At 64.3% G+C, this 17,279-nt stretch carries 15 protein-coding genes; 10 read left to right on the top strand and 5 right to left on the bottom strand.

Going from position 1 to position 17,279, the window contains the following annotated elements; translation table 11 throughout:
- Positions 1 to 165 precede the first annotated feature (165 nt).
- From AB7290_RS31565 to ppc, 5 genes are all read left to right on the top strand, one after another.
- Complete coding sequence (locus AB7290_RS31565) at positions 166 to 1,710, top strand: acyl-CoA synthetase (RefSeq protein WP_085403924.1); 1,545 nt, start codon at positions 166 to 168, stop codon at positions 1,708 to 1,710.
- Between the two features lie 111 nt (positions 1,711 to 1,821).
- Positions 1,822 to 2,616, top strand: coding sequence for an enoyl-CoA hydratase/isomerase family protein (locus AB7290_RS31560; protein WP_085403971.1), 795 nt, complete (start codon positions 1,822 to 1,824; stop codon positions 2,614 to 2,616).
- 87 nt (positions 2,617 to 2,703) lie between these two features.
- Complete coding sequence (locus AB7290_RS31555) at positions 2,704 to 3,783, top strand: rhomboid family intramembrane serine protease (protein ID WP_085403923.1); 1,080 nt, start codon at positions 2,704 to 2,706, stop codon at positions 3,781 to 3,783.
- 63 nt (positions 3,784 to 3,846) lie between these two features.
- Entirely contained in the window at positions 3,847 to 4,251 is a 405-nt protein-coding gene (locus AB7290_RS31550) for a YccF domain-containing protein (RefSeq protein WP_071915736.1), read from the top strand.
- 122 nt (positions 4,252 to 4,373) lie between these two features.
- Positions 4,374 to 7,172, top strand: a complete 2,799-nt coding sequence (gene ppc, locus AB7290_RS31545; RefSeq protein WP_085403922.1) for a phosphoenolpyruvate carboxylase — start codon at positions 4,374 to 4,376, stop codon at positions 7,170 to 7,172.
- A 72-nt stretch (positions 7,173 to 7,244) separates the two neighbouring features.
- Here ppc and AB7290_RS31540 read toward each other — a convergent pair whose 3' ends face one another.
- The 4 genes from AB7290_RS31540 to AB7290_RS31525 form a co-directional block, all read right to left on the bottom strand.
- The gene (locus AB7290_RS31540) at positions 7,245 to 8,411 is read right to left on the bottom strand and encodes an SMP-30/gluconolactonase/LRE family protein (RefSeq protein ID WP_085403921.1); all 1,167 of its coding nucleotides are present in this window, start codon (positions 8,409 to 8,411) and stop codon (positions 7,245 to 7,247) included.
- 114 nt (positions 8,412 to 8,525) lie between these two features.
- Positions 8,526 to 9,440 (bottom strand): SDR family oxidoreductase, encoded by a 915-nt coding sequence (locus tag AB7290_RS31535; RefSeq protein WP_085403920.1) that lies wholly within the window; start codon positions 9,438 to 9,440, stop codon positions 8,526 to 8,528.
- Positions 9,441 to 9,578: 138 nt separating this feature from the next.
- Positions 9,579 to 10,718: a thiolase C-terminal domain-containing protein gene (locus AB7290_RS31530; RefSeq protein WP_085403919.1), complete on the bottom strand. Its 1,140-nt coding sequence runs from the start codon at positions 10,716 to 10,718 to the stop codon at positions 9,579 to 9,581.
- 3 nt (positions 10,719 to 10,721) lie between these two features.
- Positions 10,722 to 11,135 carry a Zn-ribbon domain-containing OB-fold protein gene (locus AB7290_RS31525; RefSeq protein WP_085403918.1) on the bottom strand — a complete coding sequence of 138 codons (414 nt, stop codon included), beginning with the start codon at positions 11,133 to 11,135 and terminating at the stop codon, positions 10,722 to 10,724.
- Between the two features lie 193 nt (positions 11,136 to 11,328).
- Here AB7290_RS31525 and AB7290_RS31520 point away from each other — a divergent pair, with 193 nt between their 5' ends.
- The 5 genes from AB7290_RS31520 (at position 11,329) to AB7290_RS31500 (ending at position 15,640) form a co-directional block, all read left to right on the top strand.
- On the top strand, positions 11,329 to 12,678 hold the full coding sequence (locus AB7290_RS31520; protein WP_085403917.1) for an amidase: 1,350 nt from the start codon (positions 11,329 to 11,331) through the stop codon (positions 12,676 to 12,678).
- The gene (locus tag AB7290_RS31515; protein WP_085403916.1) at positions 12,671 to 13,357 is read left to right on the top strand and encodes a DUF2848 domain-containing protein; all 687 of its coding nucleotides are present in this window, start codon (positions 12,671 to 12,673) and stop codon (positions 13,355 to 13,357) included. The genes AB7290_RS31520 and AB7290_RS31515 overlap by 8 nt, the downstream gene beginning before the upstream one ends.
- Before the next feature lie 156 nt (positions 13,358 to 13,513).
- Positions 13,514 to 14,260 (top strand): 2OG-Fe(II) oxygenase, encoded by a 747-nt coding sequence (locus tag AB7290_RS31510; RefSeq protein ID WP_085403915.1) that lies wholly within the window; start codon positions 13,514 to 13,516, stop codon positions 14,258 to 14,260.
- Between the two features lie 9 nt (positions 14,261 to 14,269).
- Entirely contained in the window at positions 14,270 to 14,923 is a 654-nt protein-coding gene (gene alkB, locus AB7290_RS31505; protein ID WP_085403914.1) for a DNA oxidative demethylase AlkB, read from the top strand.
- 72 nt (positions 14,924 to 14,995) lie between these two features.
- Positions 14,996 to 15,640 (top strand): hypothetical protein, encoded by a 645-nt coding sequence (locus AB7290_RS31500; protein WP_028146918.1) that lies wholly within the window; start codon positions 14,996 to 14,998, stop codon positions 15,638 to 15,640.
- Between the two features lie 6 nt (positions 15,641 to 15,646).
- Here AB7290_RS31500 and AB7290_RS31495 read toward each other — a convergent pair whose 3' ends face one another.
- Entirely contained in the window at positions 15,647 to 17,272 is a 1,626-nt protein-coding gene (locus tag AB7290_RS31495) for a thiamine pyrophosphate-dependent enzyme (RefSeq protein ID WP_085403913.1), read from the bottom strand.
- Positions 17,273 to 17,279 lie beyond the last annotated feature (7 nt).

Below are 17,279 nucleotides of genomic sequence, written 5' to 3'. Positions count from 1 at the left end.
GCTCTCCGTCATGGCCGGGCAGAAGCGCGAAGCGCGTCTTCGCGCTAGATGTCCCGGCCATCCACGTTCTTGGTCAGAAGCGGCAAGCAAGAACGTGGATCACCGGGACAAGCCCGGTGATGACGACTAACTGGCAACGTCGCTAAACAACAAAGAAAAACAAAAATGAGCGAAACGTCCCCATTCCTCGGCATCGTCTCCGGCGAGCGCCGCCGCACCCATGCCGAAGTCGCCAACCGCGCTGATCGCATCGCGAGCGGCCTCGCCAAAATCGGCGTCAAGCAGGGCGATTGCGTCTGCATGCTGATGCGCAACGATATCGCCTTCCTCGAAGCCGCCTACGCCGCGATGCGGCTCGGGGCCTATGGCGTGCCGATCAACTGGCACTTCAAGCCGGAGGAGATCAACTACATCCTCGGGGATACCGGCACGTCCGTGCTGATTGGACATGCCGACATGCTGCACGCCCTGCGCGATGCCATTCCGAAAGGCGTCACCGTGCTCAGCGTGCCGACCCCGCTGGAGATCCTGTCCAACTACAAGATCGACCCCGATCACCTGAAGACGCCGGACTTCGCGATCGATTTCGAATCCTGGCTCGCACAGTACCCGCCCTACGACGGCCCGGTCGTGCCGCAGCCCATGAACATGATCTACACGTCAGGGACGACCGGCCATCCAAAGGGCGTGCGGCGCAATGCGCCCACGCCGGAACAGGCGGCGGCCGGCGAGCGCATGCGTGCGATGATCTATGGGCTCAAGCCCGGCGCCCGCGCGATCCTGCCGGGCCCGCTCTATCACTCCGCGCCGAACTCGTTCGGCATCCGCGCCGGCAAGCTCGGCGGCGCACTGGTGCTGATGCCACGGTTCGAGGCCGAAGAATTTCTGGACCTGATCGAACGATACAAGATCGACACCATCTTCATGGTCCCGACCATGTTCATTCGCCTGATGAAGCTGCCTGAGGCGGTGCGCAGGAAGTATGATGTCTCCTCGCTCCGCCACATCATCCACGCCGCCGCGCCATGTCCGGCCGACGTCAAGCGCGCGATGATCGAGTGGTGGGGGCCGGTGATCTACGAATTCTACGGCTCGACTGAATCCAGCGCCGTCACCTTCGCGACCCCCGAGGATGCGCTCAAAAAGCCCGGCACCGTCGGCAGGATTTCGCCGGGCGCCGAGCTGCGCTTCATCGGCGACGACGGCCGCGTGCTGGGCGTGGGCGAGATCGGCGAGATCTATTCCCGCATGGCCGAAATGGCTGACTTCACTTACCACAACAAGCCGGAGAAGCGCGCCGAGATCGACCGCGACGGCTTCATCACCTCCGGCGACGTCGGCTATATCGACGAGGACGGCTACGTCTTCATCTGCGACCGCAAGCGCGACATGGTGATCTCAGGCGGCGTCAACATCTATCCGGCCGAGATCGAATCCGTGCTCCACGCCGTGCCCGGCGTGCATGATTGCGCCGTGTTCGGCATCCCCGATGCCGAGTTCGGCGAGGCGCTGATGGCGGTGGTCGAGCCGCAACCAGGTGTCACGCTCGATGCCGGCGATATCCGCACCCGGCTCAAGGGCTCGCTCGCCGACTACAAGGTGCCCAAGCACATCGAGATCCGCACGAGCCTGCCGCGCGAAGACTCCGGAAAAATATTCAAGCGCCGCCTGCGTGATCCCTATTGGGAGCAGGCGGGGCGGAAGATTTGAAAGCCTTGTAGCCCGGATGGAGCGAAGCGCAATCCGGGGCGGTGCTCGCGTCAGAAAGACCCCGGATTTCGCTTCGCTCCATCCGGGCTACGAACACAGGAACGAATGATCATGACCGACGCCGCAAACGAAGTCCTCTATGAGGTCGCCGACCACATCGCGGTGATCACGCTGAATGCGCCGGAGCGCATGAACACGATCTCCGGCCCGATGCTGAACGATCTGGCGCGGCTGCTGACCGAGGCCAATGAGGACCGCAACGTCCGGGTCGTGATCCTCACCGGCAAGGGGCGGGCATTCTGCGCCGGCCTCGATTTGCGCAAGGAGCGCGACGGCAATGGCCTCAGCGCCGCGTCTTCGCCGACCACGATCAATCTGCGCAACACGCCGCCGACCGTGCTTCAGGCGATGGACAAGCCGACCATCTGCGCCGTCAACGGCGGCGCCGCTGGTTACGGCATGGACACCGCGCTCGGCTGCGATATCCGCATCATGGCGGAGTCCTCGAAGCTTGCGGCGGCCTTCGTCAAGCGCGGCGTCGTGCCGGAATCCGGCGGCACCTGGCTGCTGCCTCGGATGCTCGGCTGGGCCAAGGCTTCCGAGCTGATCTTCACCGGCCGGACGCTCAGCGCCCGCGAGTGTCTGGAATGGGGCCTCGCCAACGAGGTCGTGCCGGATGCCGACTTGATGGGCCGCGCCCGCGCCATCGCCCGCGAAATCGCAGCCAACGCGCCGCTCGCGGTGCAGGCCTCCAAGCGCATGATGCGGATGGGCCTCAACGAGAACTTCTCCGATCACGTTCACCACGTCTACCTCCAGCTTCTGCCGCTGTTCAAGACACAGGACATGGCCGAGGGCATGAAGGCGTTCATGGAGAAGCGTGAGCCGAAGTTCGAGGGGCGGTAGGCGCCGCCTGATCGCGCACGCTGGAGTAGCAATCAGTAATCGGCTCGGCTAGGTTGACGTTCCCACGCCAACCGCTTGCGATCGCCGATGCCCTCATACCGCGCCAGCTTCTTCGAAGTTCCTCATGCGGCCCTTTACGCGCTAATGACGGTGACCGTCCTGGCGTCGGGATTCTGCTTCATCCAGGCAGGCAGTCCGGCGGCGCCGGCAGAGTTGCTGTATCGCTATGGCGGCATGTATTCGGGCGCAATCGCGCGGCATGAGTACTGGCGCCTGCTCGCCTATGGCTTCCTGCATGTCAACTTCGTCCACCTCACCATGAACATGTTGTGCCTCGTGCTGTGGGGCGGACATCTCGAGCGGCGAGTGGGACCGGCCTATTTCCTCATCATCTATCTCTGCGCGATGGTGTTCGGCGCCGTCATCGGCAATGGCATCCATTCCACGCCCTATTTGACCGTCGGCGCGTCCGGCGCCACGTCGGGCATTTTGGGTGCGCTGCTCTGCCTGTGGATCCTCGGCAAGCTCGACGTCAGGTTCGACTTCTTCGCCATCAACATCGGATTGAACATCGCGTTTGCGCTCGGCAATTCGCGGATCGACTGGGGCGTCCATCTCGGCGGCTTTGCGGCCGGATTGATCGCCTGCGCATTGCTGGACCTCATCGAGAAGGCGAATCCTTACGCGCTTCGTTGCAAATTTCCCGAAGCCGTGAAGGTCAATCTCACTCTGTTGGCCTGTGTTGCTGCTGCGTGGGCTTGGAGCGGTCAGGCCATCGCCGCCGGGATTTCCGGATGGGGCCTGGCCATCGTTGTCGTGGTCGCATGCTGTGCGGTCGTGAAGGTGGTTGATCTCGTCCTCTCCATGAAGAAGGGTCTTGCGATCGTCGTGGTCGCCCTGGCTGGAGCGAATGCTGTCACCGTCCTGCTGTGCGGTTTGGCTCTGGCATCTTCTTGCAGTCCGCGCTGGCCAACCGGGTCCGCTCCACTCGATAATCTTCTCGTCATATTCTGTCCCAATCCTGTTCTGATCTCGGGGCTGGCCGCGATCGGTGCCGCCGCGGTGACGCTGTGGCTCTGCGCAAGGGAAATTTCGCGCGGGATCGAGGATGTCGGATTTGTCGGCACATCGCTGCGTGCCGAACGCAGCCGGCGTCATGGACTATGACCGCGGAGGTCGTGCTATAAGAGGGCTCATTGACCCCGGATCATCCCAAGGTTCCTAAATCTAATGGCCCCCGTTTCCATTCTGCTCAACGTGATCTGGATTCTCATCGGCGGTGCCTGGATGGCATTCGGCTGGCTGGTGGCTTCCGTCATCATGGCCATTACCATCATCGGCCTTCCCTGGGCGCGGGCGGCGTTCAACATCGCGGTCTACGCCCTGCTGCCGTTCGGCTCGCGCGCGGTCAACCGCGACGAGGTCACCGGTATGGGCGATATCGGCACCGGCCCGCTCGGGGTGATCGGGAACATTATCTGGTTCGTGCTGGCCGGCTGGTGGCTGGCACTCGGCCACGTGCTGACAGCCGTGATCTTCGCCGTCACCATCATCGGCATTCCCTTTGCCTGGGCCCATCTGAAGCTCGCGGGGATCGCGCTCTGGCCGATCGGCAAGGTGATCGTGCCGGCCTAGCCGCAAGGAGTGATCGCCCCTTTCAGTGTGCGCCGCCCCCAACTTCATCTTGCGCTGCGGCAAAAAACTTGCACACTCGGCGGAGCCGGGCAGCGAAGCGAGCTCGAACAAGGAAGCGAGCCATGTCCCTCCAGACCGTGCCACCCGACGCCATCGACAACCGCGCGAACCGCGCTGAGGACGCCCAGGCGCTGGAGGCAGATGCGCGGCTGCGTGACGACATCCGCCTGCTCGGGCGTATCCTGGGCGACACCGTGCGCGACCAGGAAGGTGCTGAGTTGTTCGACCTGGTCGAGCGCATTCGCCAGACCTCGATCCGGTTCCACCGCGACGAGGACCGGCTCGCCCGTCGCGAGCTCGAGCAGATCCTCGACAGCATGTCGACCTCCGAGACGGTGCGGATCGTCCGCGCCTTCAGCTATTTCTCCCACCTCGCCAACATCGCCGAGGACCAGAACAACATTCGCCAGATGCGCGCCCGCAGTGCCGCCCAGAGCTCTGGTTCCGGCGTGCTGGCGGAGACGCTGGCCCATGCCAGGGACGCCGGGATCAGCTCCGATGTGCTGCGCAATTTCTTCAAGACCGCGCTGGTCAGCCCGGTCCTGACCGCGCACCCGACCGAGGTCCGCCGCAAGAGCACCATGGACCGCGAGATGGAGGTCGCCAGCCTGCTGGACCGCCGCGAGCGTGTAGCGCTCACCGCGGACGAGGCCGCTGCCAGCGACGAGCAGCTTCGCCGCGAGGTGCTGACGCTGTGGCAGACCAATCTCTTGCGCCGGACCAAGCTCACCGTGCTCGACGAGGTCGCCAACGGCCTGTCGTTCTACGATTACACCTTCCTGCGCGAGGTGCCGCGGCTGGTCAACGTGCTCGAAGACCGACTGGAGGAGGCTGGCGAGGCGGCTGCAAGCGAGCTCGCCTCGTTCCTGCGCATGGGCAGCTGGATCGGCGGCGACCGCGACGGCAATCCCTTCGTCACCGCCGACGTGATGCGCGGGACGCTGCGGCTGCAGTCGAGCCGGGTGATGCAATTCTATCTCAACGAGCTGCATGTGCTCGGCTCGGAGCTGTCGATCGCGGCGCACCTCGCCGACGTCTCCGAGGAGCTGCGGACGCTGGCGGAACGCTCGCCCGACACCTCGCCGCACCGGAGCGGCGAGCCTTATCGTCTCGCGGTCTCCGGCATCTATGCGCGCCTGACGGCGACGGCCGAAAAGCTCGAGGTCGAGATCACGCGCCGGCCGGTCGGCAAGGGCAGGCCCTACGAGACCGTCAGGGAGCTGCAGGCCGATCTCGATGTGCTGCACCGTTCGCTGATCTCCAACAATGCCCGCGTCATCGCCCGCGGCCGGCTGCGGCTGCTGCGGCGTGCGGTGGATTGCTTCGGCTTCCATCTGGCGCGGCTCGACATCCGCCAGAATTCTGCTGTGCACGAACGTACCATCGCCGAGCTGATGGACGCCGCCAATCCCGGCATGTCCTATCTCGCGCTGGGCGAGGACGCGCGCATCTCGCTGCTCACCAATGAATTGCGCAGCACGCGCTCGCTGGTCTCGCCATTCGTCAAATACAGCGACGAGACCATGGGCGAGCTCAACGTCTTCCATTCCGCCGCGGAGGCGCATGCGAAGTTCGGCTCGGACGCCATTCCCCAATGCATCATCTCGATGTGCAAGGGCATGTCCGACATGCTCGAGGTGGCCGTGCTGCTCAAGGAGGTCGGCCTCGTTCATCCCTCCGGGCGCAGCGCCATCAACATTGTGCCGCTGTTCGAAACCATCGAGGATTTGCAGGCCTCCAGCGCCATCATGGATCGCATGCTGTCGCTGCACGATTACCGCCGCCTCGTCGACAGCCGCGGCAGCGTGCAGGAGGTCATGCTCGGCTATTCCGACTCGAACAAGGATGGCGGCTTCGTCACCTCGGGCTGGGAGCTCTACAAGGCCGAAATCGGCCTCGTCGACGTGTTCGAGCGCCACAGCGTGCGACTGCGCCTGTTCCACGGTCGCGGCGGCTCGGTCGGCCGCGGCGGCGGCCCGAGCTATGACGCCATCATCGCCCAGCCCGGCGGCGCGGTGAACGGGCAGATCCGCATCACCGAGCAGGGCGAGATCATCTCGTCGAAATATTCCAACGCCGAAGTCGGCCGCAACAATCTGGAGATCCTCGCTGCCGCGACGCTGGAGGCGAGCCTGCTGCATCCGCGCCAGAGCGCGCCGCGCCGCGAATATCTCACCGCGATGGACGAGCTTTCAAATTTGGCTTTCAAGGCCTATCGCGGCCTCGTCTACGAGACCGACGGTTTCGTCGATTACTTCTGGGCCTCCACCGTCATCAACGAGATCGCGACGCTGAACATCGGCAGCCGTCCCGCCTCGCGCAAGAAGACTCGGGCGATCGAGGATCTGCGCGCCATTCCGTGGGTGTTCTCCTGGGCGCAGTGCCGCCTGATGCTGCCCGGCTGGTACGGCTTTGGCAGCGCGGTCGAGCAGTGGATCGCGGAGCATCCCGACAAGGGCATGCCGTTCCTGAAGGAGCTCTACAGGGAATGGCCGTTCTTCCGCATGCTGCTGTCGAACATGGACATGGTGCTGGCGAAAAGCTCGATCGCGATCGCCTCGCGCTATGCCGAGCTCGTGCCGGACGAAGCCTTGCGCGAAAAAATCTTCGGCCGGATCCGCCGCGAATGGCATTCCTGCATCGAGACGCTGCTCGACATCATGGGCCAGGACCGGCTGCTCCAGGGCAACCCGCTGCTGGAGCGCTCGGTGCGCCACCGCTTCCCCTATCTCGATCCGCTCAACCACGTGCAGGTCGAGCTGCTCAAGGAGCATCGCGCGCAGAACCCGGACGAGCAGGTGCTGCGCGGGATTCAGCTCACGATCAACGGCATTTCGGCCGGATTGCGGAATACGGGGTAGTAGGGCGAGTAGCGAACAGAAGGCGTGCCGCTGCCGACTATTCGCTACTCACCATTCGCTATTCGTTGATGTTCACGGCTTTAGTGCGCCCTGCACACCGGTGTACACAGCATAGAGCGATGTCGAGCCACAGATATAGAGTCTGTTTCGCTGCTGCCCGCCGAAGCTCAGGTTGGCGACGGTTTCCGGGATGTGAATTTTGCCAAGCAGTTGGCCGTTGGCCGTATAGCAGCGCACGCCGTCTTCGTTCGGATCGCCCCAGCCCACCGAACACCAGACCCGTCCTTCGGTGTCACAGCGGACGCCGTCGGTGATGCTTGGCTTTGGCATCTCGGCGAAGACCTTGCTGTTCGACACTTTCCCCGCCGCCACGTCGAGGTCGAACACGCGGATATGCGATGGGTTGTCCGGTCCGTCCGTGAACCCGGTCTCGCAGATGTAGAGCTTCTTCTCGTCGGGCGAGATGGTGATCCCGTTGGGCTCCACAAAATCGTCGATGACGACCTTGACGTCGCCGGTTTTCGGGTCGACGCGGTAGACGTTCTTCTTCTCCTGCTCGGGGTCGGCCTTGATGCCCTCATAGAAGCCACCGATGCCGTAGGCCGGATCGGTGAACCAGATCGCGCCATCGGCGGTAACGACCGCATCGTTCGGCGAGTTCAGTCGTTTGCCATTGAATTTGTCGGCAATAATGGTGATCGAGCCGTCGAGTTCGGTGCGCGTCACACGCCGCCCGCTATGCTCGCACGTGATCAGGCGTCCTTCGCGATCGATCGTGTTGCCGTTCGAGTTCATCGAGGGTTGACGGTAGACGCTGGTATGACCGTCATCCTCCGAGAAGCGCATGATGCGATTGTTGGGGATGTCGCTGAACAGCAGATATCGTCCGGCTGCAAAATACACGGGACCTTCGGCCCATCGGAAGCCGGTTGCAACACGCTCGACCGCCATGGTGCCGGCGAAGGCCGGGAAGTCGGCAGGCCCGAACGTTGGCGGCCCCTTCTTCGCGGATTCCAGACGGGAGTCCGGGTAGCGGCTGCCGGGAAGCGGTCCCAAGGGCAACGGGGCCGTCGATATCGTCGGAGTGCCGGTCTGGCCGAACGGCGTGACGGAGGCCGCCAGGGCTGCGTTCATGGTGACGCCCGTCGCGGCTACTGCAGCCGCCGCGCCCTTCAAGAGGGTGCGGCGCCCGAGGCAAGGCTCGTCAGTATCGGCAGAATTGGTCAGTGATTTTGTCATAGTCGCCTCCCGTTTTTTGTTGGAAGGAAACCATTCGCCCGCAATCGGGCGTAATGCGGGCGATCTCCGGCCGGACAACCGGAGATCGCAATGCAACAATAGCTGGGAGAACGGCTAGACGGGATCCCAGGGGAAGATGTCGGCCGAACGGTCGAGCTTGTAGAACGAGCCCTTCAGTGCCGGCATGCCGTGTTCCGCGATCGTTTGCGGCGTCCAGCCCTCGCTGCGATGAACCGAGCGCAGCGGGCGGTTCTGGCTGAACAGGAACAGCTCGTTCATGCGTGCGCCGAAGATCTGCCCGGAGACGTCCTTGGCGGCATCGGAGAGCAGATAGGCGCAGATCGGCGCGATCTTCTCCGGTCCCATTTGCTTGATCTTCTCGACGCGCGCCTTCTCGGCTTCGGTCTCGGTCGGGATGGTGCCGATCATGCGGGTCCAGGCGAACGGCGAGACGCAGTTGGAGCGGACGTTGAAGCGGCCCATGTCGAGCGCGATCGACTTTGACAGGCCGATGATGCCGAGCTTGGCCGCGGCGTAGTTGGCTTGGCCAAAATTGCCGATCAGGCCGGAGGTCGAGGTGAAGTGCACGAAGGAGCCGCTCTCCTGCTCGCGAAAGATCCGCGCCGCGGCGTGGCTGACGTAGAACGAGCCCATCAGGTGAACCTTGATGACGGCCTCGAACGCTTCCACGCTCATCTTGTGGAAGATCATGTCACGCAAGATGCCGGCATTGTTGACGACGCCGTCGAGCTTGCCGAAATGATCGGTCGCGGTCTTCACGATCTTGCTGGCGGGGACAGCCTCCGCCACCGACTCGAAATTGGGCACCGCGATGCCGCCGCGCTTCTTGATCTCGTCGACCACCTCCTCGGCGGGCGAAGCGCTGGAACCGGCGCCGTCGGCGGCAACACCGGGGTCGTTGACGACGACCTTGGCGCCCTCCGCCGCGCAGAGCAGCGCGATCTCGCGCCCGATGCCGCGGCCCGCGCCGGTGACGATGATGACCTTGTCTTGAAGTGATTTGCTCATGTGGGTTCTCCGCTAGCCGTTCCAATTTCCGCCGTCATTCCGGGATGCGCCGCAAGGCGCAGGCCCGGAATCCATACTCCCGATCGTGGTTATGGATTCCGGGCTCGTCGCTGACGCGACGCCCCGGAATGACAGTCGTTACCTCTCGTTCGTAAACACGATCGTGCCTGATGCCGCGAACATGCCGCCGACGCCGTGGCACACCGAAATCTTCGCATTCGGCACCTGGGCCGGGGCAATCCCGCGCATCTGGCGTACGCTCTCCTGGAGTGCGTACATGCCGTACATGCCCGAATGCATGTAGGACAGGCCGCCACCATTGGTGTTGAGCGGCAGCTTGCCGCCGGGGCGCGTGTTGCCATCCGCGATGAATTGGCCGGTTTCCTCGTGCGGCATGAAGCCGAGGTCGCCAAGGCCGAACAGCGGCAGATGCGCAAACGCATCGTAGATCATGAGATGGTCGACATCCCGGTGCGCGATGCCGGCTTCCTTAAAGGCGAGGGGGCCGGCAGTCTTGAACGCGCGCGAGGAGTTGAACGTTTCCATCTGGCTGACCATCGGCGTCTCCACGCTCTCGCCGGTGCCCATGATGTAGACGGGCTTCCTCGGAAAATCCTTGGCGCGGTCGGCCGAGGTCAGGATCAGCGCGCCGCCGCCGTCAGTGACGAGGCAGCACTGGAGCAGCCGGAACGGATAGGCGATCATGCGCGAGTTGAGGACATCAGCGACCGTGATCGGGTCCTTCATCATCGCGCGGGGATTTTTGGCCGCCCATTCCCGCTGCACCACCGCCACCGAGGCGAGCTGCTCATGCGTGATGCCGTAGGTCTTCATGAAGCGCAGCACGGGGATCGGGAACATGCTGGGTGGCCCGTAGATGCCGTAGGGCGCCTCGAACTGTCCTTGCAGGCTGTCGGCGGGGATCGAGCGCGGCGCCTTGCCGATCATCGACTTGCCGCTCTCGGCATGGGTGATCAGCACGGTCTTGCAGAGACCGGCCTCGATCGCCGCGGCGGCATGGCGAACATGCAGCATGAAGGAGCAGCCGCCGACCGAGGTGCCGTCCACCCAGGTAGGCTTGATGCCGAGATAATGGCAGACCTGCTGCGGCGTTTCGACCGCGGTGGCAAAGCCGTCGATGTCGGAGAGTTTCAGCCCGGCATCCGCGATGGCGTTGAGCGCCGCATCCGCGTGGAGCTGGAGCTGCGACATATTGGGGATGACACCGAGCTCGGTGGTCTCGGCCGCGCCGACGACGGCAACCTGGTTGCTGCGCATGGCCTATCCCTTCGCCGGACGGAACACGGGGAGGGTGATCTTGTCGTCGAGCGCCTGGAAGGCGACTTCGAGCTTCATGTCGAGCTCCAGCGCCTCCGGCGTCTGCGGACAGTCGATGATGTTGCTCATCATCCGCGGTCCTTCGGCAAGCTCGACCACCGCGATCGCATAAGGCGGTGTGAAGCCGGGAGCGGCGGGACGATGATTGATCACGTAGCTGTAGAGGAAACCGTTGCCACTCGCCTTGAAGATGCTGACCTTGCGCGAGGCGCAGGACGGGCAGAACGGGCGCGGCGGGAAATAGACATGCGCGCAGGCGTCGCAGCGCTGCAAACGCAATTCGCCCGCTTTCGTGCCGTCCCAGAAATGCTGGGTCTCCGGCGTCGGTTTCGGGCGCGCGCGCTGCGGTTCGGCCATGTCGGAAAACCCTCCCAAAGGCAATTCTTGCTAATGCCTGGGCTTCACGCCTGGCTGTTTCGATCTTGATGCGACAATCGACCATCGCGCGTCAACGGTCCAGCAATGCGCATGCATGCCATCATGCGCACAATGCTTGTGTCGAACCGAGGCGGCGCTATAGATTGCGCGCGCAATATTCCGTGAGACAGACATGCCCGATTTTCCGACACTGGCGAAACTCGCCGACGACCTCGAAAGCGGCCGCACGACCTCCCGCAAGCTGGTCGAGGCATGCCTCGCCAGGATCGCCGACCCGGCCGGCGAGGGCCAACGCACATTCATCCACGTCGACAAGGACGCCGCGCTCGCAACCGCGGATGCGATGGACGGCTTGCGCAAGGCCAAGGCGGCGCCGTCGCGCTATGCCGGTATCCCGGTCTCGATCAAGGATCTCTTCGACATCAAGGGCCAGGTCACGCGCGCCGGCTCCCGCGCGCTCGACGATTCTGCGCCGGCCGATCAGGACGCCGCGACGGTGGCGCGGCTGCGCAAGGCCGGCTTCGTCGTGATCGGGCGGACCAACATGACCGAGTTCGCCTATTCCGGCATCGGCATCAATCCGCATTACGGCACGCCGAAGGGCGCCTGGAACCGAGCCGAGGGACACGTGCCCGGCGGCTCGTCCTCGGGCGCCGCGGTGTCCGTGCTCGACGGCATGGCGCATGGCGCGCTCGGCACCGACACCGGCGGCTCCTGCCGGATTCCGGCCGCCTTCAACGGCATCGTCGGCTACAAGCCGACGCAGCGCCGCGTGCCGCTGGACGGCTCCGTGCCGCTGTCCTTCTCGCTCGACAGCATCGGGCCGCTGGCGCGGTCGGTCAGCTGCTGTGCCATTCTCGATGCCGTGCTCGCGAACGAGCCGATCGTCCCGCTGAAGCCGCGGCCGGTAAAGGGCATGCGGCTCGCAGTGCCGACCACGATTGCGCTCGACGATCTCGATGCGGACGTGGCCTCGACGTTCGAGCGCGCGCTCAAGAGCCTCGCCGATCACGGTGCGATCATCGAGCGGATCGAGATGGCCGAATTTCACGACATCGGCCCGATGAACGCCAAGGGCGGCTTTGCGGCGTCCGAAAGCTATGCCTGGCATCGCTACCTCATTACGGCCAAGGGCGACGTCTACGACCCCAGGGTCTCCGTGCGCATCATGCGCGGCGAGGCGCAGAGCGCTGCCGATTACATCGATCTCCTCAACGAGCGCCGCTCGCTGATCGTGCGCGTCAATGCGCGCGTCGCGCCCTATGACGCGCTGGTGCTGCCCACCACCGCCAACACGCCGCCGAAGATTTCCGATCTCGCCGATGACAAGGCGTTCACCAGGGAAAACCTGCGGGCGCTGCGCAATTGCACCCTCATCAACATGATCGACGGCTGCGCCATCTCGCTGCCCGCGCATCGCGAGGGTGACGTTCCTGTCGGCCTGATGCTGGCGGGCGCGGGCGGATCTGACCGTCGTATTTTCGAGCTTGCTGCCGGCATGGAGGCCGTAATTCGTGTTTGACCTGACTTTCACCGTTGACGCCCAGGACACCACCACGCCGCTGACATTGGCGATCGACCAGATGGTCATTGCGGGCTGGACCGGCCGCGATCCCGTCGCGCGCGACAAGCACATCGCCGAGCTGCAAGAGATGGGCATCGCCCCGCCGGCCTCGACGCCGATCTACTACCGCGCCTCGGCGCGCCGGCTGACCCAGGAAGACGGCATCGAATGCTGTGGCGGCGATTCCTCCGGCGAGGTCGAATTCGTGCTGATCGGCTGGCAGGGCCGCATCTTCGTCGGCTGCGGCTCCGACCATACCGACCGCAAGGTCGAGGCCTACAACGTCACGGTCTCCAAGCAGATGTGCGACAAGCCGGTCGCATCCACGCTCTGGGAGCTCGAGGACGTCATCGGTCATTGGGACAGGATGATCCTGCGCTCCTACGCCACCATCAAGGGCGAGCGCGTGCTCTACCAGGAGGGCACGCTGGACGCGATGCTGCCGGTCGCCGACCTCATCGCGCGCGGCTTTGAGGGTGGCAAGTTCCCCGACGGCTGCGCCATGTTCGGCGGCACCTTTGCTGCCAAGGGCGGCATCCGCCCGGCGGACCGGTTCGAGTTCGAGCTCGAGGATCCGGTGCTGAAACGGACGATCAAGCACGGGTACGACGTGACGACGCTGCCGGTGCGAGGCTGATACCCCTCCGCCGTCATTGCGAGGAGCCCTTGCGACGAAGCAATCCAGGATCCCTCTGCGGAAAGACTCTGGATTGCTTCGCTGCGCTCGCAATGACGAGGAGATAGTCGGGAATCGGGTGGCAAAGGGCGGGCCGGTCTTGCGAAGGTGGCAGTCATGACAGCAACGGCACGCAAATCACCCCCTAAGCCCTCAGTCGACCTCGCCACCCACGTCGACGCCCTCGACTGGCCTCAAATCACCGTCGAGCTCGATGCCCAGGGCAGCGCCGTCCTGAAGGATCTGCTGACGCCGGACCAATGCCGCGCCATCGCCGCGCTCTATCCCGATGATGCGGGCTTCCGCAGCCGCATCGTCATGGGCCGCCACGGGTTTGGCCGTGGCGAGTACAAATATTTCTCCTACCCGCTGCCCGATCTGATCGCGGAGCTCCGCCCGGCGCTCTATGCGCATCTTCAGGGCGTTGCCAATCGTTGGAACGAGGCGATGGGGATCGACATCCGTTATCCAGCCGCGCATGCGGCGTTCCTCAAGCGCTGCCACGAGGCAGGCCAGGCGCGGCCGACGCCGCTGCTGCTGCAGTACGAGACCGGCGATTTCAACTGCCTGCACCAGGATCTCTATGGCGAGCACGTGTTTCCGCTCCAGGTCGCGATCCTCTTGTCCGAGCCGGGACGCGATTTTACCGGCGGTGAGTTCGTGCTGACCGAGCAGCGCCCGCGCATGCAGTCGCGCGCCGAGGTCGTGCCGCTGGCGCAGGGCGACGCTGTGGCCTTTGCCGTGCATCACCGCCCGGTGCAGGGGACACGCGGCACCTACCGCGTTAATCTCCGCCATGGCGTCAGCCGGATCAGGTCAGGCCAGCGTCATACGCTGGGTGTGATCTTCCATGATGCCAAATGAGCGCTGCGATTGACGGGTGATCTGTTCGACACGGCCGCCGAGGCACAGCCGTCGCGTGAGGAGATCGCCGACGGCGCCGTGTTGCTGCGCGGATTCGTCAGGCCGATCGAGAGCGAGCTGATCGCCGCCGTGCGCGCGATCGTGGCGCAGTCGCCGTTCCGCCGCATGACCACGCCCGGCGGCCACCTGATGTCGGTGGCGATGACCAATTGCGGCGAGCGCGGCTGGATCACCGATCACACCGGCTATCGCTATGATCCGATCGATCCGCGAACCGGCGCGCCATGGCCCCAGATGCCGACGGTGCTTCGCGACCTGGCTCGAGGCGCGGCGGAGCAGGGCGGGTTCACCGACTTTGCGCCCGACGCCTGCCTCGTCAATCGCTACGAACCCGGCACGCGGCTGTCGCTGCATCAGGACAAGGACGAGCTGGACTATTCGGCCCCGATCGTCTCGGTCTCGCTCGGGCTGCCCGCGACCTTCCTGTTTGGCGGCCTGGCGCGCAGCGACAAGTCACGCCGCTTCCGGCTCGTCCATGGCGACGTCGTGGTCTGGGGCGGGCCGAGCCGACTCGCCTATCACGGCGTCGCGCCGCTCGCCGATGGCGAGCACGCCCTGCTCGGGCGGCAGCGGATCAATCTGACGTTCCGCAGGACGCGGTGAATCAAGCAGAGTGCTTGCTCGCAGGAAATCGGCTAGACTTGGGGCTACCCGAGTACGAAAGTCGAGGGGCCCATGCAGCAAATACCGGGATGGCTGAGCACGGCGCTGATCGGTGCTGTGATTGCAGCCTTGGGGTATGTCTCGAAGCTTGCGATCGAAAGTGCTCTTCAATGGAGGGCGGCCCGTACTGCGCGGCGCGCTCAGCTTGTTCACCTGCTATCCCTGCTGCTGGCGACGAGGAAGGCCTTCATTATACAGAACGCGCTGGCACGGCGGCTCTGCGACGAAATCACTCGTGCTCATCCGGAGCTAGATGGGTCGTATGACAACGTTCTTGCCCACGGATATCTCTCTTTGGACGACCGACAGAAGTTAGAGCATGGCGTCATCCGCAATTATACGAGCAACTGTTTGTACCCACTGAACTTGCAAATCATCGATTGGCTTTCGAAGGACGATTATTTCAAAGGCGGAGGCAGACAACAACAGGCCAAAGAGCTCTCAGTAAGATTGCAGACGCTTTTTGCTCATTTGGTATTGTGGCGCGCCAAGTACGAGTTTTGGATACCTTCCAGGCCGGAGCGCGCCATCGTATACATGGCTGACGAGGATGCTCACGGCATAAGTTTTCCCACCGGTATCGAGGACCTGATTTCTCGCGTGGCCGATGACATGATCGGCTCGCCGGGCGAGGCGGCGACTGGGAAGAGCCCGTGAGAAGCTCTACGGCTTCGGCGGATGAATGAACGCCCACGGGCTGACTTCCGAATCCCGCGTCACTTCCACCGAAATCAGATATGGCCCGTCATGGGCCAGCGCCTTTTCCATCGCCGCCTTGAACTGGTCCGGCGCGGTGACACGCGCGGCCGCCACACCAAAGGACTCCGCGAGCTTGACGAAATCCGGATTGACCAGATCGGACGCGACCACGCGGCCGTTAAAGCGCTCGCGCTGGTCGCGGCGGACATTGCCATAGGCGTTGTTGTTGAACACCAGCGTCACCACGCCGATGTTGAACTGCACGGCGGTGGCAAGCTCCTGCACGCCGAACATGAAGCCGCCGTCGCCGGTGATCGCCACCACGGGCTTGTCGGGATTGGCCACCTTGGCACCAAGCGCGGTCGGGAAGCCCGAGCCGAGCGTTCCCTGATAGCCTGACGTGATGAAGGTGCGCGGCTCGTAGATCGGAAAGCCGTACCAGGACGCGAAACCGAACTGCGACAATTCGTCGGTGACAATCGCGTTCGCCGGCAGCACCTCGCGCAGGATGTTGAGATAGGCCATCTGCGGCTGGATGCTCTGGATCTCTGCCAGCGCGGTCGCGGTGGCCTCGCGGATCGCGGCGCGGCGGCCGGCGGTCTTGCCGTAGCCGGCCTTGCTGACCGCTTGGATCAGATCGGCGGTCGCGGTCTTGGCATCGGCGACGATGGCGGTGTCGGAGATGAAGCGCCGCATCTCGACGGGATCGATGTCGATGCGGATGCTCTTCAATCCGTCGGGACGATACGGCCAGCGCGACATGGTTGGCAGCTCCAGCCGCGAGCCGATGCCGATCATGAGATCGGTCTTCGGCCATAGCTTGTAGGCGGCAGCCATCGTGAGCCCCAGCTCATGCGCGTTGGAGACGATGCCGCGCCCGCTGCGGAAGGCGACGACGGGTGCATCGATCATCTCGGCGAGCTCGAGGATTTCGTCGCGCGCCTCGATCGCGCCGCTGCCGACAAAGATCATCGGCGCCTTGCTGCTCCTGATCACCGCGGCCGCCTGGGTGATCAGATCAGGATCGGGCAGTGGCGCGGGCAGCGGCTCCAGCACCTTCGCGGCACAGGTGTCCGCGCGCTGGGTGAAGACGTCCCAGGGCATCTCGACCGAGGCGGGGCCGCGACGGCCGGACGTCATTTCCTGGAAGGCGCGCGACACGGTGGTCGGCGCGTTGCCGGGCGTTTCAATCCGATCCGCCCACTTCACATAGGTGCGCAAGGTCGCGAGCTGGTCCGGCATCTCGTGCAGATGGCCGCGGCCCTTGCCGAGAAATTGCGTCGGCACCTGGCCGGTGACGCACAGCACCGGCTCGTTGCAGCCGTAGGCGGTCAGCAGCGCCGCACTCGCGTTGAGCACGCCGGGGCCGGGCACCACGCTGAACACACCGGGCTTGCCGCTGGAGCGCGCATAGCCGAACGCCATGTAGCCGCAGGCCTGCTCGTGCCGCGCGCCGATCACCTTGAGCTGGGCCTGGTGGAAGGCGTCGAACAGGCCGTAGACCTGCGCGCCGGGCAGGCCGAACACGGTGTCGACGCCGTGGGCGACAAGGCCGCTTACGATCGCTTCGCCGCCGGTGAGGGTGGTCATTGCACTA

Source organism: Bradyrhizobium sp. 613_E4_N2_2 (assembly GCF_052075995.1).
GTDB lineage: Bacteria > Pseudomonadota > Alphaproteobacteria > Rhizobiales > Xanthobacteraceae > Bradyrhizobium > Bradyrhizobium barranii.
Note: the sequence above shows the minus strand (reverse complement) of the source record. Positions and strands in the feature narration are given on the sequence as shown.

Coding starts and splice junctions, on each gene's coding strand:
- AB7290_RS31530 (WP_085403919.1), bottom strand. CDS start 10,718: ATGCGCAGCAACCAGGTTGCCGTCGTCGGCGCGGCCGAGACCACCGAG.
- AB7290_RS31540 (WP_085403921.1), bottom strand. CDS start 8,411: ATGACAAAATCACTGACCAATTCTGCCGATACTGACGAGCCTTGCCTC.
- AB7290_RS31520 (WP_085403917.1), top strand. CDS start 11,329: ATGCCCGATTTTCCGACACTGGCGAAACTCGCCGACGACCTCGAAAGC.
- AB7290_RS31555 (WP_085403923.1), top strand. CDS start 2,704: ATGCCCTCATACCGCGCCAGCTTCTTCGAAGTTCCTCATGCGGCCCTT.
- AB7290_RS31550 (WP_071915736.1), top strand. CDS start 3,847: ATGGCCCCCGTTTCCATTCTGCTCAACGTGATCTGGATTCTCATCGGC.
- AB7290_RS31565 (WP_085403924.1), top strand. CDS start 166: ATGAGCGAAACGTCCCCATTCCTCGGCATCGTCTCCGGCGAGCGCCGC.
- AB7290_RS31500 (WP_028146918.1), top strand. CDS start 14,996: ATGCAGCAAATACCGGGATGGCTGAGCACGGCGCTGATCGGTGCTGTG.
- AB7290_RS31535 (WP_085403920.1), bottom strand. CDS start 9,440: ATGAGCAAATCACTTCAAGACAAGGTCATCATCGTCACCGGCGCGGGC.
- AB7290_RS31495 (WP_085403913.1), bottom strand. CDS start 17,272: ATGACCACCCTCACCGGCGGCGAAGCGATCGTAAGCGGCCTTGTCGCC.
- ppc (WP_085403922.1), top strand. CDS start 4,374: ATGTCCCTCCAGACCGTGCCACCCGACGCCATCGACAACCGCGCGAAC.
- AB7290_RS31525 (WP_085403918.1), bottom strand. CDS start 11,135: ATGGCCGAACCGCAGCGCGCGCGCCCGAAACCGACGCCGGAGACCCAG.
- AB7290_RS31510 (WP_085403915.1), top strand. CDS start 13,514: ATGACAGCAACGGCACGCAAATCACCCCCTAAGCCCTCAGTCGACCTC.
- AB7290_RS31560 (WP_085403971.1), top strand. CDS start 1,822: ATGACCGACGCCGCAAACGAAGTCCTCTATGAGGTCGCCGACCACATC.